The sequence below is a fragment of the Streptomyces gobiensis genome, from assembly GCF_021216675.1.
In the GTDB taxonomy this organism is placed as follows: Bacteria; Actinomycetota; Actinomycetes; order Streptomycetales; family Streptomycetaceae; genus Streptomyces; species Streptomyces gobiensis.
This window is the reverse complement of record NZ_CP086120.1, coordinates 4,666,332-4,685,310: the sequence shown is the minus strand read 5'-3', so window position 1 is coordinate 4,685,310 and position 18,979 is coordinate 4,666,332. Positions and strand designations below refer to the sequence as shown.

The following is an 18,979-nucleotide window of genomic DNA, read 5'->3' as shown; positions in this document are numbered from 1 at the left end:
GAGCATGGTGGATCAGGCGGTACGACCGATAGTTGAGGCGATCGCCGCGAAGGCCCCGAGCGGGTGGACGCACGCAGTAATGCACGGCCTGGCAGGGCGGGGCGGTACCTCGGTGACCGGGGGCTACACCTCGCGGAGGGAACACTGGCACGCCGGCGTGCCCAACCCCTACGAGGAACTCATGTCACTGGCGGAGAAACTGTGCAAAGACCGCGGCTGGGAACCCGTCAGCCTCGAGATCCAGTGCCGGCCGTCCGGCGAGTACCGGCTCGTCGCCTTCAACGACGCCATCACCCGGGTGACAGGGATCGGCAGTGGTTTCCAAGTGGTCCTGGAACCCGACTACCACTTGCTCCAGCCCGGCCTGCACCAAGAGCCCGGCACCGCCGCACCGACGGGCGACTCCGAGCTGGCCGTGGACCGCTTCCACGCCTACCTCGAGCGGCGCGCCGCGATCCTGGGACACTCCGACGAACTGCCCCCGCCCGCCACCGCCGCCGCAATCGACGAAGCCGAACGCCGCCTCGGCCGCCGCCTGCCAACCGACCTGCGGGCGCTCTACACGATCGCCGACGGCGACGGCGTTGGCTACGAGAACCGCTACCTGTTCCAGGGCAACGCCTGGCTGTCGCTGGAGAACCTCGTCGCTGAGCACACCGTGTGGAGCGCGGGCGAACGGCCTTGGTACGGCTGGGACCTGGAATGGGACGCCGTCGTCTTCGACGCTACCCCCACCAATACCGTCCGCCGCTGCGGAGGCCACCCCGGCTGGTTGCGCTTCGCCACCAGCGAGGACGGCAACTTCCTAGCCGTCGACACGGCCCCGGCCCGCAACGGCCGCCCCGGCCAGATCATCTGCACCGGCCGCGACTACGACGACGGGCCCGCCTACGTCGGTGACTCGATCACCTCACTCCTCGGCCACTACCTGGAACTGCTTGACCAAGGCGCGTACGAGAAGCACGGCGGCTACATCTCCCTGCTCGAACCCGCCTGTGATCCCGCCCCCCAGCAGATCATCGGCGACAGCCCCGATGAGGTCCCGCCCACCCTCCAGGCAATCCACATCAACGACGCCACCGGCCTTGTCGACCTAGCCCCGCTCACCGCCGCCCCCAGCCTCCGCCGACTGCACCTCAACCGCTCCACCACCGCCGACCTGACGCCGGTGCGCGAACTGCCCGTCGAATCTCTGCGCATCACCCTCGACGACGGCAATCTGACCCCGCTCGCAGGCCACCCCCACCTCGCCTCCCTCGACCTGACCACCACCGTCCCGGCCGACCTCACCCCGCTGCGGACCGTCCCTCACCTGCGCGGCCTCGACCTCTCCGGAGCCGATGTCCCCGACCCGACCGTCCTGGCCGACCTGACGGACCTCCGCTACCTCTCCCTCACCGGACGCCAGTGGACCACCCTGCTGAACGACGGCAAAGTGCCACCCACCCTCGCCGCCGCCCGCCTGGCCGACCCAGACGCCACCCTCGACGACGCCCTCGCCTGGGCGGCCCGCCTCGGCCTCAACACCGAGAACGCCCTCCGCGTCACCGGCATCCTTAAGTCCATTGGCGGGTGAAATGCCCCGCCCCGGAGACGACACCGGTCGTCGTCACACAACCGGGCCGACTCCTGCACGGGAGCGGCTGGCGGCGGCTCCGCAACGGCCGGAAAGCCCCCAAACCCCGGCGGGTGCTGGCGAGCTGACCTCTTCCGCTGGCACGGCCACGCGCTTCGACGCAAGCCGCAGGTGGAGGGTTCGGGGTGGTGCCCGTCGTGCGCAGCCCCCACCAACGGACGGCGGGGCGGGGTCAGGTGTCGTCTTCAGGGGTGTCGTGTGGCGTGACGACGGAGATTGCGACGGTCGGCGGCGGGGGGTCGGGAGTGTAGACGTAGGTCACGGTCAGGGGCGGCATGTCCGGCCGGGGTTCGATGTGCGTCAGGTAGACCTCTACGCCTTCCGGGGTCGCGCCGCGCATCCGGCCTAGCCGGGGGTTGTCTTCGAGTTCCGCCCGCAGGTTCTTGAGGGCGTCGACAGCGGCCGGGCCAATGCGGCGGGCTTGCTGCTCGGCGAGGTCGGTGGTTACCGCGATGACGTCAGTCACGCGCGGGTCTCCTTGGCGGCGAGGGCGGCGGTGATGCCCTCGGCGATGCCGGTTTCGAAGTGGGGGTCATGGCGGGCGTAGATGTGTCCGCGGTAGGCGGCGACGACGCGGGCGGCGGCGGCGAGGTCGGGTTCGGAGAGTTCGACGGCGCGGGCGAATTCGGCCTCGAATTCGGCGGCGTCTCCGGGGAACCCGTAGCCCTGGTGGAGGGCGGTGCGGAGGTCTCCGACGGTCCGCAGGGGTGGGAGGGGGCGGGGGTCGCCGTGGAGGGGTTCGGGTGTGGACATGGCGCTCGCGGGGTTCCTTTCGGTGAGGCGTGCCGGGATTGGTCAGGCGGCCGTGGCGATGAGGGACGGGGTGATGGCCCCGCCTGCTTCCTCGTGGGGCTCGGCTGCTCGCTGATCGCGGCGGGTGCGGCGCTTGCGGGGGGCGGCGTCGAGACCAGCGGTCACGCGACCGTCTACGAGTTCGCGTAGCAGCAGCTCGCACAGGACGCTCATGGACTGGATGCCCTCACGGTCGCGGCGCTGGTCGGCTCGGTGCCATGCGGCATCGCCGATGGCGGCGAGGTGTCCGCTGCGCCCGCCGGCGCGGATGTCTTCCTTGGGGATGGGGACGTCGATGGCGCCGGAGGCGTACTTGTTCAGCAGCACCGTGAGCAGGTGGCCAACGGTGATGGCGTCGGCGGCCGCGATATCGTCGGCTTTGCCCCATGTGGCGTCGTCTACGTGGGGGCGGCGGTTTGTGCGGGCAAGTGTGGCGCGCTTCTTCCTGGGCGGCATGACTGGGTTCCCTCCGGCCGCGTCTTGGGCTGCGTGAGGGCCACTGTAGCGCGAGTGCGGCTGTTTTTCGCCCCCTGTCTAGAGTTGAGACTACAGCTAGAACTAAGACGCATCCGGAGGCGTCGCGAGACGCGACGCGAGCGCACCGAGTCCCCTGAGAAGAAGCGGCGCACCCTCACGTGCGCGTCGATTCTGTCGCGCCATCACTGCTCACGTCCGCCGGTCCACCCAGCCCCGGATGCTTGTGCAGCAGGAATCCGAGATCGGTCGCCGGCCGCCCGGCACTGCCTGTGGTGGTGATGGTGAGAAACACCCCGTCGAGTATGGCCCGGGCCAGGCCGTACGCCTACTGCTTTTCCAGCTCGGCGGCCAACTCCGCGATACAGTCCGGGCCCACCCGGCAACAGCCGCCGATCAACCGCGCCCCGGCCCCCCGCCAGCCGCTGAGCAGGGCCGGGTCAAAGGTCGGCGTGCCCCGCCAGGCCGCCCGGTCCGGATCCCAGCGCTCGCCGCTGTTGGGGTAGACGACCACCGGCTTACGGGTCTGGCTCGCCGCCACCGTAATGGCGTGCTCTACCTCCGCCGCCGCGCAGCAGTTCACCCCGACCGCGATCACCTGGTCGTTGCCCGCCGCCAGCGCGAAGGCGTCGGCGAGCGGCTGCCCGGCCCGGGTCCGGCCTTCCGCGATGGTGTAGCTCAGCCAGACCGGGACCCCGCAGCCGTCCACCGCGCGCAGCAGCGCCTGCGCCTCCACGATGTCCGGCACCGTCTCCAGCGCGAGCACATCCGGCTCCGCCTCGGCCAGCGCCTCGATACGGGCCCGGTGGAACCGCTCCAGCTCGGCCACGCTCAGCCCATAACGCCCCCGGTACTCACTGCCGTCCGCGAGCACCGCGCCATACGGCCCGACCGAGGCCGCCACCCAGGTCTCCCGCTCCCCCGCCGCCCTGGCCAGCTCCACGCTTCTGCGGAACAGTCCGCTCGCCTCCGCCTGCCCGATCCCCCGGCGGGCGAAGCCCTCGAAGGAGGCCTGGTAGCTGCTGGTGATGAGTACTCGGGCGCCCGCCCGCACATACGCTGCGTGGGCCGCCTCAAGCTGGCCGGGGGCGTCGGCGAGCAGCCTGGCCGACCACAGCTCATCGGCCAGATCGCAGCCCTGCGCCTCCAGTTGGTTGGACAGTCCGCCGTCGAGGACCAGCGTGCCCTCTCTGAGCGCGTCGGCGAGCGGGATCGGGGGGCGGCTCATGACAGCTGCGGCTGGACCTGGGAGGAGATCAGCTCCAGGTGATCGAGGTCGCTGAGATCCAGCATCTGCAAGTAGATCCGGGAAGAGCCGGTCTCCGCATAGCGGCCGATCTTGTCGACCACCTCCGCCGGGGATCCGGCGAGCCCGTTCTCCTTCAGCTCATCGACTTCCCGGCCGATGGCGGCCGCCCGCCGGGCCACCTCAGCGTCGTCCTTGCCGACGCAGAACACCAGCGCGTTGGAGTACACCAGATCGTCTGGCTTGCGGCCCTCTTCCACAGCGGCGGCCCGGACCCGGCCGAACTGCCGGTCGCTGACCTCGATGGAGGCGAATGGGATATTGAATTCATCGGCATACCGCGCGGCGATCCGCGGGGTGCGGGTCGCGCCGTGTCCGCCGATCAGCACGGGGATTTTCCGCTGTGCTGGCTTGGGCAGTGCGGGACAGTCCGTGAGCTGGTAATAGGTGCCGTCATAGCTGAATGTTGCACCGAGCTCGGTTTCCCATAGTCCGGTGATAATCGCCAGTTGCTCTTCCAGCCGGGCGAACTTGTCCTTGGGGAAGGGAATTCCATAGGCGGTGTGCTCGGCCTCGAACCAGCCCGAGCCCAGCCCGAACTCGACGCGTCCGCCGGACATGGCGTCCACCTGGGCGACCTGGACGGCCAGCACACCGGGCAGCCGGAAGGTTCCCGCGGTCATCAGGGTGCCCAGCCGGATCCGGCTGGTCTCCCGGGCGAGCCCGGCCAGGGTGATCCAGGCGTCGGTCGGCCCGGGAAGTCCGTCGGAGTCGCCCATCGCCAGATAGTGGTCGGAACGGAAGAAGGCGTCGAAGCCCAGATCCTCGGTGGCCTTGGCCACGGTGAGCAGCGTCTCGTAGCTGGCCCCCTGCTGGGGCTCGGTGAAGATTCGTAGATCCATAACTCCCATCCTGCCAATGCCTGGCTGATTCCTGTGTTTCATCTCGCATAGGGCGTTCTCTTGACATCTCCTCTAACTGGAACGAAGCATTCCCCTAGCGTTCGACAATGCCGACCCTGGTTCGGGTATTGGATCTTGATCCTTCGCCAAAGGCATCCACGGCCAGGGTGACCCAAAGGAAGTGCCATGCGCCGAAGATCCTTCTCCCTGTTCCTCGCCTCGGCCGTAGCCACGCTGACCGCCGTCATCGCGCTACCCCCGGCCGCCGGCGCCTCCGAGGTCTCACCGCCAGGCGCGAACGACTGGTCCTGCAAGCCGACGAAGGACCGTCCCGAACCGGTCATCCTCGTCCACGGGACGTTCGAGAACATGGTCAAGAACTGGACCGTGCTGTCCCCGCAGCTGGCCGACGCGGGCTACTGCGTCTTCGCACTCGACTACGGGGACAACGCGACCGCCCCGGTCGCGGACTCGGCGGCCGAGCTCCAGCCCTTCGTCGACCGGGTACTGAAGGCCACCGGTGCCCGCAAGGCCGACATCGTCGGCCACAGCCAGGGCGGCATGATGCCCCGCTACTACGTCAAGTTCCTCGGCGGCGACAAGAGAGTCGATGATCTGATCGGCATCGTCCCCTCCAACCACGGCACGACCAATCCGCTGGCCTTCCCCACCGGGGCCACCGTCTGTCCGGCCTGCGCTGACCAGATGGCGGACTCCGCGTTCATGGCCGAGCTCAACTCCGGTGGCGACACGGTGCCCGGTCCGCACTACACCGTGATCACGACCAAGTACGACGAGGTCGTCACCCCGTACACCAGCGCGTTCCTCGACGGGCCGCGGAACAGGGTCACCAATGCCACCCTGCAGGACACCTGCCCGCTGAACACGATCGAGCACGATCAGGCCCCCAACCACCCCGAGGTCGCCCAGTGGGTACTGGAGGCGCTGGAGCGCCGTGGCCCAGCCGACCCCGGCTTCCAGCCCGACTGCGTGGTGTGAGCCGTGACCGATGGGGCCCTTGATCGTTGGCGAGGTCGGAGCCGGACCGACCGGCCACCGAGGAGGACGTCATGCCCCAGGAAGCCGGACCGGATCCGAGCCTGCCGCAGCACAGCGGTGCCCCCAGGGGCCTGCTTGAGCAGATGGAAGAGTTGATGGCCGCGCTCAACGCCGATCTGTCGCAGTTCGACGCCGACCTCCAGTCCACCGGGGAGCGGCGCCCGGTGGGGACCCCAGTGGGAACCCCGGTGGAGACTCCGGTGGAGATGGACAGCGGCGCGGAGAGGGAAGCTACGACCTGAGAGCGAGCCGCCGCAGAATCGCCGCCACCCGGTCACCGGACTCATCGGCGGCGTCGATGGCCTCCAGACACTGCCAGTACAGTGCTTCTTCCTCTGCCACGACGGCCACTTGGACCAAAGCCGCCCCGGACTCCCCCAGCAGCCCGCCGAGATCGCGCAGTGCCCGGCACGGGTCCCGGATCTCCGTCAGCCGCGCAGCCCGTATCTCAACGGCTAACCCCGCCGGGTGACGCAGTGTGCCACGGGCACGGCCACCGGCTTCACAGAGCCCGCTGGCCTCCGTGCGTACCTCTGGCGGCCCGGCCAGCGCGAGACGGCAGCCGACCGCCTCCGCGAGGGCCTGGGCCTGCCAGGACTCGGCCACGATGTCGGACAGCTCCTCGCACCGCGCGAGGGCGTGCCTGGTAGCCCTGATGAGCCGTACCGCATCCATTCATCTCCCCCTCACCCGACTGGTCGCTACCTACAGTGACCTCCCCATGGCCCGTTTAGCTAGGTGATTTCCGTAATCTGTGGATAAGCAGCCCGGAGTGGATAACTCCCTCACTCCATAGGGTGACCGCCCCCCTTTGCGGGGAAACGCTTCTCATTGCGGTCGATCTTGGCGTCCAGCGCTGCGAGCGCATCGATGCCGAGCACCTCGCAGAACTGGAGCAGATACGCCAGGACATCGGCGACCTCGTCCTCAACACGCCGTGCCTGATCCGGATCCGCCATGATCCGCGCCGACTGCTCGGGCGTCAGCCACTGGAAGATCTCCACCAGCTCCCCGGCCTCCACGCTCAGCGCGGCGGCGAGGTTCTTCGGTGTGTGGTACTGCCCCCAGTCGCGGGCGGCCGCGAACTCGGCCAGCCGCCGCTGAAGGGCCGGTACATCAAGGTCACTCATGTCTCAGGTTTATCACCGTCCGGCGCGCCGCCGAGCCTCAGCACCGTCGCCCCCGGCGTCCCGGCGGCCCGCTCGGCGTCGGTGACCGTGCCCAGCAGCCGGATGTGCCCGCGCTCGCACATCCGCGCCGCCAGGGCCAGCAGCTCCTGGGCCTGGCGGCCGTCCAGCCCGCGGTCGAAGCCGTCCGCCAGCACCGTGAGGGCCTGCCGTGCGGCCAGCACCTCGCGTACCGGATCCATCTCCAGCACCCCGGGCCCGGTCAGCAGCACCAGGGCGAGCGCGGTGTACCGCAGCTCACCGTCGCCCAGCCACTCCAGTGGGGTCCGCCCGGCCGCCCCCCGGTCCGCTACCGCCCGTACCAGCCCGCCCTCGGCGCCCGAGCACCCCTCAGCCCGCAGATCTTCCACCGCCGCCCCCGCGCACCCGGCACGCACCGCCGCCACCAGCGCCGCATGCCGGGTGGCACACTCGGTCCGTGTGCGCCGCAGTACCGCGGCGAGGTTGTCGCAGCCGCCGCGCAGCAGCCCGTCGCCGGCCGCCACCGCCACCCGCATGGATTCAGGGCGCGGATCACAGGCGAAGGCCGAACGCAGCGCCAGCACGGTCTGCTCGGCCGCGGCCAGCACCTGCCGCTGTCCCTCCGTGGTGCCCGCGACCCGCAGCGGCAGCAGTGCCGTGCAGAGCTGGTCGTCGGGCAGCGGCGCCCGGGTGACCGGGGTCGTACCCGCCGTATGCCAGACGGCCTGTACGACGGGGCGCCCCGGATCGCGCAGGGCGGTGGCGAAAAGAACCCGGTCGCCGCCGGTCAACCGCTCGCCGACAACGCGCAGTTCGGGCTCGGCCTGTACGGCGACATCGAGCCGTACGGCGCCCGCCGGGCCGTCCACGGTGCAGCCGATACGGAAGCCCCGCCGCCCCATGGAGTCAGGCCGTGCCCCCTGCGGAACGTACGCGCTCGGGCCACCCGGCGCGGTGCCGAAGACCGCGCCCAGGCTCTCCCCCGCGGCGAGCCGGGCTAATGCCTCGTACGCCTCCAGCACGGTCGACTTACCGCTTCCGCTCGCCCCGGCGAGCAGGGTCAGGGGGGTCAGCGGGAAACGCGCGCCACGGTGGGACCGGAAGGCGGAAAGCCGCAGTTCAGTCACGACCGGGCGGTGCCCGGAAGCGGTTTCGCTCATACCCCGGGAACGTATCGGCGCACCAAACAGCCGAACCGTTCCAGCGGACCGATCTTCCTACGTATGAGTGATCGCGAGCTGTTCGACCTCGGTACCTGCTGGCGCCAGCAGAAAGACCTGCGTATCCACCCGGTGCATGCCGCTGCCCAGGCCGAAGACCACACCGCTGCTGAAGTCGAGGATGCGCTTGGCGACATCGGTATCAGCGACGCTGAGGTCGAGAAGCACCGGGATGCGTGCGACCAGATACTCAGCCACCTCGCGGGCGTCCGCGAAGCACTGCACCCGCAGAACAATAAACCGCCGCAGATTCTCGACGGTGTCGTGCTCACTGCTCCGGCCGTCGGTATCGGCCGGAGGCGGCCGGTGGTTGGGCCAGGACGGCCATTCATTGGCACCGCGCAGTGGGACGACCTCGGCCAGGCCCTCCCACTGCTCATCGGTGGGATCGTCGGTGGGACCGGTGGAAGCATCGCTGGATATGCGCATCCCGCAAGTGTAGGTAAAAACAGATGAATACGGCGCAGATCGCCACCGTATCGCTACTGAGCAGACGGGAGCGCCCACATGTCGCGCATCGCCGCCCGCAGACCGACCCGCGGGCGCCAGTCCAGCAGCTCCCCCGCCAGCCGGACCTGGCGGCGAATGCCATAAACGACCCCGGCGGGTGTCGGCTGGGGTGGAAAAGACGACGCCGCGCAGCAGCCGGACGCCCGAGGCGGGGTGCGCGGCGAGCGGCAGGCGCCCGGCGATGGACCATCAGTTTCCAGTGAGCCAACGATGGTTGGGAAGGTAGCGCACGTCGAAGTTCTCCTCGGCGGCGCGGAACTCGTCCGGGCCGGGGATGCGGGGCCGGTGGGGGAGGCCGATTTCGTCAGTGAGGCTGCCGAGGTTCTCGAAGAACCGCTCGAACGTGCCGCCGGGGCCGGCGGCCACGCCGACGATGCGGCTGTGGTGGCGCTCGATGCGGTAGGCGTGCGGGCACTTCTTGGGTACGAAGCCGAAGTCGCCGCTGGTCAGCAGCTTTTCGTACTGCTCACCCCGAAGGTCCTCGACGAACAGCCGTACCGCGCCGTCGGTGACGTAGAAGACCTCGTAGGTCTCCGCGTGGGTGTGGGCCGGGATGAGGTCGCCCTTGACGCCGTCGCAGGTGAAGAAGTTGAAGGTGTTCTCGGTCTGCTCGCCGCCACAGTAGACGGTGATCAGGTCGGCGATCAGGTGGGCACGGTCCCCCATGCCCCTTTCGATGAAGTAGGGCGTGCCGGGCTCGGCGGGGATGTGCGAGCGCGAGCGGTAGGGGGTGGCGAACTCCATGGTCATGGAAAACCTCCGGGAGCAGGGAACCGGAACAATAATGTCAGGTTGCCTGACATTCAAGTCGCCTGCGGTGACGTGCCGCCGTCGGGCAACGGCAGGCGTGGAAGGCGGATTCAGGCGTCCAGCAGGCCCCGTACGGGAAGACCGGGACAGCGGTGTCCTCCGGGACGTTCGGGCGGAAGGCTTCGACGGCGGCCAAGGACGGGGGCGGGTCGAAGGGCAGCCCGTCCCTCAGTCCCGGCACGGCCGAAGTCCACGTCCAGCAGTGCCGCTTCGCTAGCGCCGCCGTAGTCGGCGATCAGCGCGGCTACCCGCCGAGCAGTACCGCCTGAGGGTTCACACCCGCCGGTGAAGCGCTTCGCACCGCGGGACTTTCCTGACTGACTCGCCAAGCCCGTACGGCCGGCGAGGCCGCACCACGCGAGGGCGGCGCGTCAGGGCGCCTCCACCAGGGGCGGCTCGCCCCAGGGTGCTGCCAGCGCCTGGCGCAGCGCCGTGGCGGTGGCAGCGCCGATACGCTCGGCAAGGACACCTTCGATGACGGCGATCGTGGCCAGGGCACGCTGATGGGCGCGGGCGCCTTCGGCGGTGGCGCGGACCAGGCTGCTGCGGCCGGAGGCAGGGTCGGGCACCTGCTCCAGCAGTCCCATCCCGATCAGGCTGCGCACTGCCTGGTGGGCGGTCTGCCGGGTGACACCGACCCTGCGGGCGAGTTCGGAGATCGAGGTGCCCTCCTCGTCAAGGGTGGCGAAGACGGCGGCCTGAGGGACGGTCACCGGTCGCTCACCCGCAGCCTGCATGCTGGCGAGCAAGGCGTCTTCGAACCAGCGCTTGGCCTGGACGAGCAGCTGGGGCAGGTTCCGTGCGGGCTCGCTCATGGCTCCTCTGAAGGTGGGGAATCTCGAGGATAGCCACCGATCAGCGTTGTTCACGATCGGCATCAACTCCATACGCGTGGCCGCAGACCCCGGCGGCACGTCCCACCCAGGGCACTGGAAGGCCTCACCACCGCCTCCCGGGCCCAGATCCGGCATAACGAAGGTCTCAGCCTGACCGGCTCGCCCCTGCGCGTGGGCGACCACGCCTTGTACCCGCGGGAGCATGCTGGTTGTCGGTTCCGGATCGGCCGGACGTCAGCCTTGTTGGGCGATGACCCGCAACGCGACCGAAGATCTCGACCCCACGAAAAGCGGCTCAGCCAGCGCTTCGACGAGGCTGGCACCTGGTCGTCCATCGCACACAAAGGCCGCCTGCGGACCGGGCATACAGCCCGGTCCGCAGGCGCTTGCGCTACTGACAGCACATCAGAATATGCTTCGGACATGCGTCGCGTGCGTCAAACCACCGTCAGGATATCGCCCGTAACGCACGTGGCGCACTCCGTCGAGAATTCCCTCACGGGCGTCGGTTGTCTCCAGCCTCAGCAGAGCTGTCCCGGGTTTCACAGCCTGGTGGATCTCGTCCGGCAGCAGCTTCGGCAGACGCGGGGTGTCGGAGTCGGTCATGGTGGGTTCACCCCTTTGCGGTGGACCTGCCGAAGCGAAGCGCTCTCGATAGCTTCCCCGTGCTCCGCGTGCCGGCTGGCACGCTCGTCCGCAATGCTTTGCCGGGCACGGCCCGGCAGAGTACCAGAAGCGCCTGGTCACGCACCGGGGCCGGTGGACCACGAACCGGAGTAGAGTGAAGAAGCCAGGAGTATTTCGCACACCGGCTCCCACGTCGGTGTCGTTTTCGGCGAACAACAACACCGGGCAGCCGCAGAAGAGCCCGGGGGCAGGTTCGCGCCATGACCGTGACCATCGACCGTACGACAACCAGCGAGCACGGCCCCTCACCACCGGCCCGCTTGTCCCTGACACCGGTGAGCGCGGTACCAGGTCAGCTGGACGGCGCGTGGTGGCGCTGCTCCCGCGACCTCTCCCGCGAACTCCCCGCTCTGGCAGACGCACTGGACGGCCGCTGGGGGCGTATCACCCGCGTCACGGTAAACCCGGCCCACTGGCCCGTCATCCCCCGCAAAGTGCCTGTCACCGGGCACACGGTGCACGTGGGATGGTTCACGGACGAGCAGGACCCGCACAAACTGATTCTGCTCTCCTACACCATCGGCCGCTGTAACCTTCTGATCCCACCGAAAACCGATCCGGCCGCCGCCGCCCGACTGATGTCCGCTGCGGCCCTTCCGGGGAGCCTTTTCACCGCCAGCGGGCTGATGGCCGACGAGGACGCGACCCACAGCGCCACGGACGTCCGAAGCCGGGAAGAGGAATGGGAGACGGACGGCGGGGCCGCGCCCTCATCTCTCCGGAGCCCGATCGGTCACCAGCGCTCCGCCCAAAGGATGTGAGGACCGTGGAGACCGTCATCACCGTGGCCGTGATCCTCGCCGTGATCACCTTGGGAGCCCTCCTGATCCACCGGCTCAATGCCCAGCGCGACGAACGGATCGCTGTCTTCCGCTACAGCCGTGTCCTGCCGGGGCTCGGCGGTCGGCGTCCGAAGCGCCGACGGCAACCAGGGCCCGCCGGACCGCCTGGTGTCAACACTCACCGCGAGCACCACGGCAGGGGCCGCAGATGATGCCTACCTCGTATGCGGATGACGAGGCCTGAAGCATCGGCCCCAACGGTGCGCGGGCAGGCAGCGGCACGGCGTCGGCCGCACCGGCTCAGGGGCTTTCGCGCCGACGCCAAGTACGAGAAGGCGGCAGTCATGGCAACACTGCGTGAGCGGAAGATCTACCGAGACAAGATCCTGCACGCTCTGTACGAAGCCACCGAAGGCAATCGCCTTCTGGGCGTCACCGGGGCGAAGCTCCGCGATGACCTCGTGATCCCCGAACGGGACCTGGCTGCCGCCTGCACGTATCTGGTGGGCGAGGGCCTGATCGTCGTCGACTGGGCGACAGGCAATACGCCGGCGATGGTCTCGCTGACACACCAGGGAATCCGGCTCATGGAGGCCGAGGAGGAGCGTGGCTGAGCCGACGCTAGGCCGCTTGCGGGCTACCGGAGGGGATATTGCTAGGAAGAGTCACCTATGCCGCACCTCCGGCGTAGCATTGTGTTTGGGGTCGGTGCACTCTCACGTGCAACGCCCCGGAAGGGCGACCCCGGTGTGTATACGCCGGGGTCGTTGCCGGATCCCCATGGAGATCCGGCTGAGTTGAGTGGTCGGGTGGTATCCGGCGGCGAACGGAGGCAGGCTGGAGAGCCGAATCTACTGGCCACCGTCAATCCCGCAAGAGCGGGCCACCTCACTCGACGAGCTCGTCCTCACCAGCGCCGACGGAGAGCACCTCTTCCTGCGCATCCGCAGCCAGAACAACCGCCGCCGCATCTCCTACCTGTGGGCCCTGGCAAGCGACGTACAGCGCTGGCACGAGATCACGGGCGAGACCGACAGCACGCCAGAGACCGGTCCGACAGACGAGGATACGGTCACCTTCACCGAAGAAGAGCTCGACAGCTCCTGCCGCTATGGGGAAGAAGGCTCTTACTCCAGCGATCCCCGCCCGCAGCGAGATGTGACGTCCGCAACCGGTCTCCACACCTTCGACCACCTCCTCGGCGCACCCGAGCGTATGGCAAGCCGCCCCGTCCAGATTCGCCTGACGGAGAACGAGCGCCGCGTTATCGCGGCCAAGCTGAGATGCCATCCCTGGGAGATTGGCCCCTGCGTGCTCTGCGCCACCCCCATCCGCCGCTATGGCCCTCGGAGCCCCTTGGTCTGCCCCGCCTGCCGCAGCGCCTAACGGCGCCGGCACCGGTAGCGGCCGCAGACCCCAACATCGACGGCCGCGGCCCTTGCCCCCAACAGGTCAGTCCCCCACGGCAGCGGACCGAGGCCATGCACGTAACAAACCATCGCCTCACCGGGCGAAAGAGCGGTCTTCGCCGCACACACTCCCCAGCGCCTCGCCTGCAGCACTCACTCATCATGACCGCTGCCACAGCCCGGGATGCCGAGGTCATCCCAGCCGCGCCGACAGAGGCATCCAGCCTGTCATCAATGGCGGGCTCGACTACGTCAGGGCCCAGGAGGCCGCCGACCACAAACACCAAGCCACGCCGAAAGGATCTTCCTGCCCCTAAACCGCCCAGCTGCCGCCCCCGTACTCGATGAGCCACTGCCCCAGCAACGGCAACATTCCCGTAAACCATCCGCCGCACCGGGCCCTCTACGGACTCCTGACCTGCACCCCCAAGCTAGCTGACGCCCCATCAGAACGAGCGTCAAATGAGCGTCACGAGCGTCATTTCAGCGTCAAGATTTCGCCCGTAACGCACACAACGCCCATCATGCACACCCGAGAAACCGCAGGTCAGACGCCCTTTGCGGCAGGCTCCAGGATGGCCACGCACTCCATGTGATGCGTCATCGGAAAGAGGTCGAAGGCCCGCAGGAAGCGCGGGACATAGCCCGCCTCCTGGAAGTACTTCAGGTCGCGGGCGAGCGCCGCCGGGTCGCAGGCGACATAGGCGATACGGCGCGGGGCGAGCCCGGCCAGGTGACGCACCGTCTGCTTACCCGCCCCGGCGCGGGGCGGGTCCAGCACGATGATGTCGGCCTCCGTGATGCCGGTGCGGGGCAGCACCTGGTCGACCTTGCCGTGCTCGATACGGACCCGGTCGAGGTCGGCGAGGTTGTGCTGGGCGTCCTCGACCGCGCGCTTGCTGGACTCGATGCCCAGCACCGCCCCCTGGTCGCCGACCCGCTGGGCGAGCGCCCCGGCGAACAGGCCGACACCGCAGTAGAGGTCGAGCGCCATCTCCCCCTTACGTGGGGTCAGCCCCCGCATCACCGCGTCAACCAGCAGCTCGGCGGCGCGCGAGTGGACCTGCCAGAAGCCGCCCGCGCCGACCCGCCAGGTGCGGCCGTCGGCCCGCTCCCGGACGAAGGAACGGCCGTGCACCCGGTGGATGGCCTTGTCCTTTTCGCCGACCCGCAGCACCGAGACCGGCTTGTCCAGCTCGACGATCGGCAGTCGGCCGCCGGGGCGGGGGGTGAGGATGACCTGGCGGTCGTTGGAGCCGGTGGCGGCGATGGCCTCGACGGTGGCGATCTGCGGCCACTCGCGCTTCTCGATGCCCAGCTCGGTCACGCCCGGGGCGGCGATCAGGCAGTGGTCGATGGGCTCGACCTCATGTGAGCGGTGCCGGCGCAGCCCGGCGTGGCCCTCGTCGTCAATGGCGTACTGCACCCGGGTCCGCCAGCCGGGCACCTCTCCCTGCGGCAGCTTGTCGCCGGGGGCGGGCTCGACGGTGCCGTCCCAGTGCACGTCCTCCGGGGTCATTCCGGCCAGCCGGGCCAGCTGCTCGGTGAGTACGTCGGCCTTGAGGCGGCGCTGGGCGCCGGGCTTGGCGTGCTGCCAGTCGCAGCCGCCGCACTTGCCGGGACCGGCGAATGGGCAGGGTGCCTCGATCCGGTCCTTGGAGGCATGGAGGATCCGGGTGGCGTCGGCCCGCAGAAAACGGGAGTCCTCGTGCCCCTCGGTGACCGTGGCGATGACACGCTCGCCGGGAAGCGTGTGCCGGACGAAGAGCACTCGGCCCGCGTCCGTACGGGCGATGCAGTGGCCGCCATGGGCGACCGGGCCCACCTCGACCTCGTACTCCTGGCCGACCAGTGATGCGGCGGTGCTCTCAGGCATGGTGGGGTAACTCCAGGAGTTTGTGGTGCGCGGGGACGGCAGCCGTCCAGTCTACTGCCCGCGCTCAGTCGTGCGATCCTGTTACAGCCCGCTGTACGAAGGAAGGGACGGGCGTGCACGTAGTCATCATGGGGTGTGGACGTGTCGGTGCCGCGCTCTCGCGAACCCTGGAGGCCCAGGGCCATACGGTCGCGATCATCGACCAGGACTCCTCGGCGTTCCGCCGGCTCGGTTCGGGCTTCGGCGGCCGCCGGGTCACTGGCGTGGGCTACGACCAGGACACCCTGCGGGAGGCCGGGATCGAGGAGGCGGGAGCCTTCGCCGCGGTGAGCAGCGGTGACAACTCCAACATCATCGCGGCCCGGGTCGCCCGTGAGATGTTCGGCGTCGAGAACGTCGCGGCCCGTATCTACGACCCACGGCGTGCCGAGGTCTACCAGCGTCTGGGTATCCCGACCGTGGCCACCGTGCGGTGGACGGCCGACCAGATGCTGCGGCGGCTGCTGCCGTCGGGGGCTGAGCCGCTGTGGCTGGACCCGACCGGCGGGGTCCAGCTCGCCGAGGTGCATATCTCCCCAACCTGGGTCGGCCACCGGGTCAGCAGGCTGCAAGAGGAATCCGAGTCACGGATCGCCTTCATCACCCGGCTGGGCGAAGCGATGCTGCCGGACGCGCGAACCGTGCTCCAGGAAGGCGATCTTGTGCATGTGATGATGCGCTCCGACCGGGTCGGTGAGGTTGAGGCGGTCTTCGACCGCGGGCCCGAGGAGGCGGAGCAGCGGTGAGGGTCGCGATCGCTGGAGCGGGCGCGGTCGGACGGTCGATCGCGGGCGAGCTGCTGGAGAACGGGCACGAGGTGCTGCTCATCGACAAGGCGCCGAGCGCCATCTCGGTGGAGCGGGTGCCGCAGGCCGAGTGGCTGCTGGCGGACGCCTGCGAGATCACTTCGCTGGATGAGGCGGCGCTGCAACGCTGCAATGTGGTGATCGCGGCGACCGGTGACGACAAGGTCAATCTGGTGGTGTCACTGCTCGCCAAGACCGAGTACGGGGTGCCGCGGGTGGTCGCGCGCGTCAACAATCCCAAGAACGAGTGGCTCTTCAACGAGGCCTGGGGCGTTGATGTCGCCGTCTCCACCCCCCGGCTGATGTCGGCGCTGGTCGAGGAGGCGGTGAGCGTTGGCGACCTGGTCCGGCTGCTGCGCTTCAGCCAGGGCGACGCCAACCTGGTGGAGCTCACGCTGCCGCCGGAGGCGGCGCTGGCCGGGACCCAGGTGGGCTCGGTCGACTGGCCCGAGGACACCACGCTGGTCACCATCATCCGGGGCAGCCGGGTGCTTACGCCGAAGCCGGACGATGTGCTGGGGGCCGGCGACGAGCTTCTCTTCGTGGCCGCTCCGGCGCGGGAGGAGCAGCTGGAGGATTTGCTGTCGGTCCGCCGCGAGGAGGACTGACCGGAGGGGCTTCTCCCTCTTCCCACCCCTTTCCGGCTGCACCGGTGTGCGGCTTCGCCGCGTGGCGGGGCTGCGCCCCGGAGCGGGGGTGGGGGTTCCCCTAAGCCCGCCCCTTCCCGGAAACCGGGGCTCGCCCCGGGGCCCCGGGGGTGGCCCGGTGCGGGACGGTGGCCGGTGTTGTGCCCACCCACAGCCCCTCGCGGGGCTGGGGGCCCCTCCCAGCGTTAGCTGGGGGAGAGTGCCCACAACGGGGTGGGGGGTATGGGTTAGGCGGGGTGTGGGGGGTCTGCGGGTTCTTCCTCTGCCGCCTTCTCCTCTGCCTCCAGTTCGGCGATCACATCGATCGGCGGGGGCGCCTTCGCCAGGAAGATCCAGGTCAGATAGACGCAGAGCAAGAAGGGCGGAATGCCAAGGGCCACCCGGAGCCAGCCGAGCTGGGTGACATCGCCCCAGAAGTAGATGGGGAAGGTGATCGCCGACTTGGCGAGCAGGATGAAGCCCCAGGAGTAGCTGGCCTTCGTATAAGCCTTCTTACGGCCGGGGTTGCGGGTGCGCCAGGAGAGGTTCTCCTTGAACACCGGGCCAAGGATCAACCCGAGCAGCGGGAAACCCGCCGCCGAGCTGACGATGTACGCGACCGCCAGACCGAGGGTGTAGAGCATGCCGGGCAGGTAGAAGTTCTTGGCGTCACCGGACACCATCGCGAAGATCGCGCCGATGGCGACACCGAAGACCCCGCTGAAGGCGTGCTTGAGGGTGTCCCGGCGGGCCAGCCGTACCAGGGCCATCAGGGCGGAGAGGCTGAGCGCGGCGATGGCCGAGACATGGATGTCCCGGTTGATCGTGTAGGTCAGGATGAAGACGAGTCCGGGCACGGTGGTCTCCACCATGCCGCGCGTACCGCCGAACGCCTCCAGGAAGGCGGCCTTGGTCACCTCGGTGTCCGCGGTCGGCGTCTCAGACGTCTCCGCTGTGGGCTTGTCGAGTGAGGTCACCCGCTACTCCTGTCCCAGGGGTCGCAGTTCGTACTTGGGGTTGAACAGCACCGGACGGCCACGGTTCAGCGCGACCCGGCCCGAGGCGATCAGTGTGCGCCCCGGTTCGATGCCCGCGATGGCGCGGCGGCCCAGCCAGACCACGTCCAGCACGTCGGAACCGTCGAACAGCTCGGCCTCCAGCGCGGGCACTCCGGCCCGGGGACGGAGTGTAACGGTGCGCAGCGTCCCGGTCACCTTGACGATCTGCCGGTCGGCGCAGTCGGAGATCCGGGTGTACTCGTCCGCCGCGGTGTCTGCCTCCGGCTCAGCGGAGCGCGGCTCCTCCTCGGGGGTCGAGAGCCTGCCGAGGAAGCGCCGTAGTTTCCCGGCTCTTTTCTCGGGTTCTATCGCACCGGTCATGTCCGCCAGCGTACCGGTGCCGCTCGCGCTCCCAACCGTCAGCGCTCGAACCGGTATCCCATGCCCGGCTCGGTGACGAAGTGCCTGGGCTGCGAGGGGTCGGTCTCCAGCTTGCGGCGCAGCTGGGCCATATAGACCCGCAGATAGTTGGTCTCGGTGCCGTACGAGGGGCCCCAGACCTCCTGGAGAAGCTGCTTCTGGCTGACCAGCCGCCCGGTGTTGCGGACCAGGACCTCCAGCAGATGCCACTCGGTGGGAGTCAGCCGGACATCCTGGCCATCGCGCTGCACCTTCTTGGCGGCCAGGTCGACGCTGAACCCCTCGGCCTCGACGAGCGCCGCGTCATCCGCCGCGGCGGCGGGCTCGGCCCGGCGGACGGCGGCCCGCAGCCGGGCGAGCAGCTCGTCCATGCCGAACGGCTTGGTGACGTAGTCATCGGCGCCCGCGTCCAGCGCCTCGACCTTCTCATCGGAGGTCTGCCGGGCGGAGAGCACCAGGATCGGCACCCGGGTCCAGCCGCGGATGCCCTTGATGACCTCCACCCCGTCCATGTCGGGCAGCCCAAGGTCGAGGATGATCACATCCGGGTGGCGGGCCGCGGCGAGCTGCAGCGCGGTGGCGCCGTCCGGGGCGGCGTCGACCTCGTACTTCCGCGCCTTGAGGTTGATCACAAGCGCGCGGACGATCTGCGGCTCGTCATCGACCACGAGCACACGGTGCATGGAGCTTCCCTTCGGTGACG

At 69.2% G+C, this 18,979-nt stretch carries 24 protein-coding genes and 2 pseudogenes; 9 read left to right on the top strand and 17 right to left on the bottom strand.

The window, feature by feature from the left end; genetic code table 11:
* Positions 1 to 4: 4 nt before the first annotated feature.
* A complete protein-coding gene (locus tag test1122_RS21825) occupies positions 5 to 1,576 on the top strand; it encodes an SMI1/KNR4 family protein (protein ID WP_232270855.1) in 1,572 nt (523 codons plus the stop codon).
* Positions 1,577 to 1,808: 232 nt separating this feature from the next.
* Here test1122_RS21825 and test1122_RS21820 read toward each other — a convergent pair whose 3' ends face one another.
* From test1122_RS21820 to test1122_RS21795, 6 genes and pseudogenes are all read right to left on the bottom strand, one after another.
* Positions 1,809 to 2,102 (bottom strand): hypothetical protein, encoded by a 294-nt coding sequence (locus test1122_RS21820; protein WP_232270854.1) that lies wholly within the window; start codon positions 2,100 to 2,102, stop codon positions 1,809 to 1,811.
* The gene (locus tag test1122_RS21815) at positions 2,099 to 2,389 is read right to left on the bottom strand and encodes a hypothetical protein (protein ID WP_232270853.1); all 291 of its coding nucleotides are present in this window, start codon (positions 2,387 to 2,389) and stop codon (positions 2,099 to 2,101) included. The genes test1122_RS21820 and test1122_RS21815 overlap by 4 nt, the downstream gene beginning before the upstream one ends.
* A gap of 42 nt (positions 2,390 to 2,431) precedes the next feature.
* The gene (locus test1122_RS21810; RefSeq protein ID WP_232270852.1) at positions 2,432 to 2,884 is read right to left on the bottom strand and encodes a hypothetical protein; all 453 of its coding nucleotides are present in this window, start codon (positions 2,882 to 2,884) and stop codon (positions 2,432 to 2,434) included.
* Between the two features lie 235 nt (positions 2,885 to 3,119).
* A pseudogene (locus test1122_RS26870) lies at positions 3,120 to 3,197 on the bottom strand (hypothetical protein); the annotation flags it as partial.
* A 33-nt stretch (positions 3,198 to 3,230) separates the two neighbouring features.
* A complete protein-coding gene (gene mmuM / locus test1122_RS21800) occupies positions 3,231 to 4,130 on the bottom strand; it encodes a homocysteine S-methyltransferase (RefSeq protein WP_232270850.1) in 900 nt (299 codons plus the stop codon).
* Positions 4,127 to 5,050, bottom strand: a complete 924-nt coding sequence (locus test1122_RS21795; RefSeq protein ID WP_232270849.1) for an LLM class F420-dependent oxidoreductase — start codon at positions 5,048 to 5,050, stop codon at positions 4,127 to 4,129. The genes mmuM and test1122_RS21795 overlap by 4 nt, the downstream gene beginning before the upstream one ends.
* A gap of 186 nt (positions 5,051 to 5,236) precedes the next feature.
* Here test1122_RS21795 and test1122_RS21790 point away from each other — a divergent pair, with 186 nt between their 5' ends.
* Entirely contained in the window at positions 5,237 to 6,049 is an 813-nt protein-coding gene (locus tag test1122_RS21790) for an esterase/lipase family protein (protein WP_232270848.1), read from the top strand.
* 71 nt (positions 6,050 to 6,120) lie between these two features.
* On the top strand, positions 6,121 to 6,351 hold the full coding sequence (locus test1122_RS21785; RefSeq protein WP_232270847.1) for a hypothetical protein: 231 nt from the start codon (positions 6,121 to 6,123) through the stop codon (positions 6,349 to 6,351).
* Here test1122_RS21785 and test1122_RS21780 read toward each other — a convergent pair.
* The 7 genes and pseudogenes from test1122_RS21780 to test1122_RS26935 form a co-directional block, all read right to left on the bottom strand.
* A complete protein-coding gene (locus test1122_RS21780; RefSeq protein WP_232270846.1) occupies positions 6,341 to 6,784 on the bottom strand; it encodes a DUF6099 family protein in 444 nt (147 codons plus the stop codon). The genes test1122_RS21785 and test1122_RS21780 overlap by 11 nt on opposite strands.
* Positions 6,785 to 6,894: 110 nt before the next feature.
* Complete coding sequence (locus test1122_RS21775; protein WP_232270845.1) at positions 6,895 to 7,239, bottom strand: nucleotide pyrophosphohydrolase; 345 nt, start codon at positions 7,237 to 7,239, stop codon at positions 6,895 to 6,897.
* Positions 7,236 to 8,417 carry an AAA family ATPase gene (locus test1122_RS21770; RefSeq protein ID WP_232270844.1) on the bottom strand — a complete coding sequence of 394 codons (1,182 nt, stop codon included), beginning with the start codon at positions 8,415 to 8,417 and terminating at the stop codon, positions 7,236 to 7,238. The genes test1122_RS21775 and test1122_RS21770 overlap by 4 nt, the downstream gene beginning before the upstream one ends.
* Before the next feature lie 57 nt (positions 8,418 to 8,474).
* Entirely contained in the window at positions 8,475 to 8,906 is a 432-nt protein-coding gene (locus test1122_RS21765; RefSeq protein WP_232270843.1) for a cell division protein SepF, read from the bottom strand.
* A 270-nt stretch (positions 8,907 to 9,176) separates the two neighbouring features.
* Entirely contained in the window at positions 9,177 to 9,737 is a 561-nt protein-coding gene (locus tag test1122_RS21760; protein WP_232270842.1) for a quercetin 2,3-dioxygenase, read from the bottom strand.
* A gap of 431 nt (positions 9,738 to 10,168) precedes the next feature.
* Positions 10,169 to 10,612 (bottom strand): MarR family winged helix-turn-helix transcriptional regulator, encoded by a 444-nt coding sequence (locus test1122_RS21755; protein ID WP_232270841.1) that lies wholly within the window; start codon positions 10,610 to 10,612, stop codon positions 10,169 to 10,171.
* Positions 10,613 to 11,113: 501 nt separating this feature from the next.
* Positions 11,114 to 11,239, bottom strand: a pseudogene (locus test1122_RS26935) (DUF5994 family protein); the annotation flags it as partial.
* Positions 11,240 to 11,520: 281 nt separating this feature from the next.
* Between test1122_RS26935 and test1122_RS21745 the strand changes: the two are divergent.
* The 4 genes from test1122_RS21745 (at position 11,521) to test1122_RS21730 (ending at position 13,488) form a co-directional block, all read left to right on the top strand.
* On the top strand, positions 11,521 to 12,081 hold the full coding sequence (locus test1122_RS21745) for a DUF5994 family protein (protein ID WP_232270840.1): 561 nt from the start codon (positions 11,521 to 11,523) through the stop codon (positions 12,079 to 12,081).
* A 5-nt stretch (positions 12,082 to 12,086) separates the two neighbouring features.
* Positions 12,087 to 12,314: a hypothetical protein gene (locus test1122_RS21740; RefSeq protein ID WP_232270839.1), complete on the top strand. Its 228-nt coding sequence runs from the start codon at positions 12,087 to 12,089 to the stop codon at positions 12,312 to 12,314.
* Between the two features lie 132 nt (positions 12,315 to 12,446).
* Positions 12,447 to 12,716 (top strand): hypothetical protein, encoded by a 270-nt coding sequence (locus test1122_RS21735; protein ID WP_232270838.1) that lies wholly within the window; start codon positions 12,447 to 12,449, stop codon positions 12,714 to 12,716.
* 187 nt (positions 12,717 to 12,903) lie between these two features.
* Positions 12,904 to 13,488: a hypothetical protein gene (locus test1122_RS21730; protein WP_232270837.1), complete on the top strand. Its 585-nt coding sequence runs from the start codon at positions 12,904 to 12,906 to the stop codon at positions 13,486 to 13,488.
* Between the two features lie 570 nt (positions 13,489 to 14,058).
* Here test1122_RS21730 and test1122_RS21725 read toward each other — a convergent pair.
* Positions 14,059 to 15,387, bottom strand: a complete 1,329-nt coding sequence (locus tag test1122_RS21725; RefSeq protein WP_232270836.1) for a class I SAM-dependent RNA methyltransferase — start codon at positions 15,385 to 15,387, stop codon at positions 14,059 to 14,061.
* A 113-nt stretch (positions 15,388 to 15,500) separates the two neighbouring features.
* Between test1122_RS21725 and test1122_RS21720 the strand changes: the two genes are divergently transcribed.
* Together test1122_RS21720 and test1122_RS21715 are read left to right on the top strand one after the other, a co-directional pair.
* Positions 15,501 to 16,172: a potassium channel family protein gene (locus test1122_RS21720; protein WP_232270835.1), complete on the top strand. Its 672-nt coding sequence runs from the start codon at positions 15,501 to 15,503 to the stop codon at positions 16,170 to 16,172.
* A complete protein-coding gene (locus test1122_RS21715) occupies positions 16,169 to 16,840 on the top strand; it encodes a potassium channel family protein (protein WP_232270834.1) in 672 nt (223 codons plus the stop codon). Before test1122_RS21720 ends, test1122_RS21715 begins: the two co-directional genes overlap by 4 nt.
* A 266-nt stretch (positions 16,841 to 17,106) precedes the next feature.
* Here test1122_RS21715 and test1122_RS21710 read toward each other — a convergent pair whose 3' ends face one another.
* Genes test1122_RS21710 through test1122_RS21700 form a run of 3 tightly spaced genes read right to left on the bottom strand, consistent with a single transcriptional unit; the run spans position 17,107 to position 18,959 of the window.
* The gene (locus tag test1122_RS21710) at positions 17,107 to 17,835 is read right to left on the bottom strand and encodes a DUF3159 domain-containing protein (RefSeq protein WP_422397029.1); all 729 of its coding nucleotides are present in this window, start codon (positions 17,833 to 17,835) and stop codon (positions 17,107 to 17,109) included.
* Between the two features lie 3 nt (positions 17,836 to 17,838).
* Positions 17,839 to 18,237, bottom strand: coding sequence for an OB-fold nucleic acid binding domain-containing protein (locus test1122_RS21705; RefSeq protein ID WP_232270833.1), 399 nt, complete (start codon positions 18,235 to 18,237; stop codon positions 17,839 to 17,841).
* 38 nt (positions 18,238 to 18,275) lie between these two features.
* Positions 18,276 to 18,959, bottom strand: a complete 684-nt coding sequence (locus test1122_RS21700; RefSeq protein ID WP_232270832.1) for a response regulator — start codon at positions 18,957 to 18,959, stop codon at positions 18,276 to 18,278.
* Positions 18,960 to 18,979 lie beyond the last annotated feature (20 nt).

Coding starts and splice junctions, on each gene's coding strand:
- test1122_RS21760 (WP_232270842.1), bottom strand. CDS start 9,737: ATGACCATGGAGTTCGCCACCCCCTACCGCTCGCGCTCGCACATCCCC.
- test1122_RS21795 (WP_232270849.1), bottom strand. CDS start 5,050: ATGGATCTACGAATCTTCACCGAGCCCCAGCAGGGGGCCAGCTACGAG.
- test1122_RS21735 (WP_232270838.1), top strand. CDS start 12,447: ATGGCAACACTGCGTGAGCGGAAGATCTACCGAGACAAGATCCTGCAC.
- test1122_RS21745 (WP_232270840.1), top strand. CDS start 11,521: ATGACCGTGACCATCGACCGTACGACAACCAGCGAGCACGGCCCCTCA.
- test1122_RS21825 (WP_232270855.1), top strand. CDS start 5: ATGGTGGATCAGGCGGTACGACCGATAGTTGAGGCGATCGCCGCGAAG.
- test1122_RS21815 (WP_232270853.1), bottom strand. CDS start 2,389: ATGTCCACACCCGAACCCCTCCACGGCGACCCCCGCCCCCTCCCACCC.
- test1122_RS21810 (WP_232270852.1), bottom strand. CDS start 2,884: ATGCCGCCCAGGAAGAAGCGCGCCACACTTGCCCGCACAAACCGCCGC.
- test1122_RS21700 (WP_232270832.1), bottom strand. CDS start 18,959: ATGCACCGTGTGCTCGTGGTCGATGACGAGCCGCAGATCGTCCGCGCG.
- test1122_RS21790 (WP_232270848.1), top strand. CDS start 5,237: ATGCGCCGAAGATCCTTCTCCCTGTTCCTCGCCTCGGCCGTAGCCACG.
- test1122_RS21785 (WP_232270847.1), top strand. CDS start 6,121: ATGCCCCAGGAAGCCGGACCGGATCCGAGCCTGCCGCAGCACAGCGGT.
- test1122_RS21770 (WP_232270844.1), bottom strand. CDS start 8,417: ATGAGCGAAACCGCTTCCGGGCACCGCCCGGTCGTGACTGAACTGCGG.
- test1122_RS21725 (WP_232270836.1), bottom strand. CDS start 15,387: ATGCCTGAGAGCACCGCCGCATCACTGGTCGGCCAGGAGTACGAGGTC.
- test1122_RS21780 (WP_232270846.1), bottom strand. CDS start 6,784: ATGGATGCGGTACGGCTCATCAGGGCTACCAGGCACGCCCTCGCGCGG.
- test1122_RS21705 (WP_232270833.1), bottom strand. CDS start 18,237: ATGACCGGTGCGATAGAACCCGAGAAAAGAGCCGGGAAACTACGGCGC.
- mmuM (WP_232270850.1), bottom strand. CDS start 4,130: ATGAGCCGCCCCCCGATCCCGCTCGCCGACGCGCTCAGAGAGGGCACG.
- test1122_RS21755 (WP_232270841.1), bottom strand. CDS start 10,612: ATGAGCGAGCCCGCACGGAACCTGCCCCAGCTGCTCGTCCAGGCCAAG.
- test1122_RS21775 (WP_232270845.1), bottom strand. CDS start 7,239: ATGAGTGACCTTGATGTACCGGCCCTTCAGCGGCGGCTGGCCGAGTTC.
- test1122_RS21765 (WP_232270843.1), bottom strand. CDS start 8,906: ATGCGCATATCCAGCGATGCTTCCACCGGTCCCACCGACGATCCCACC.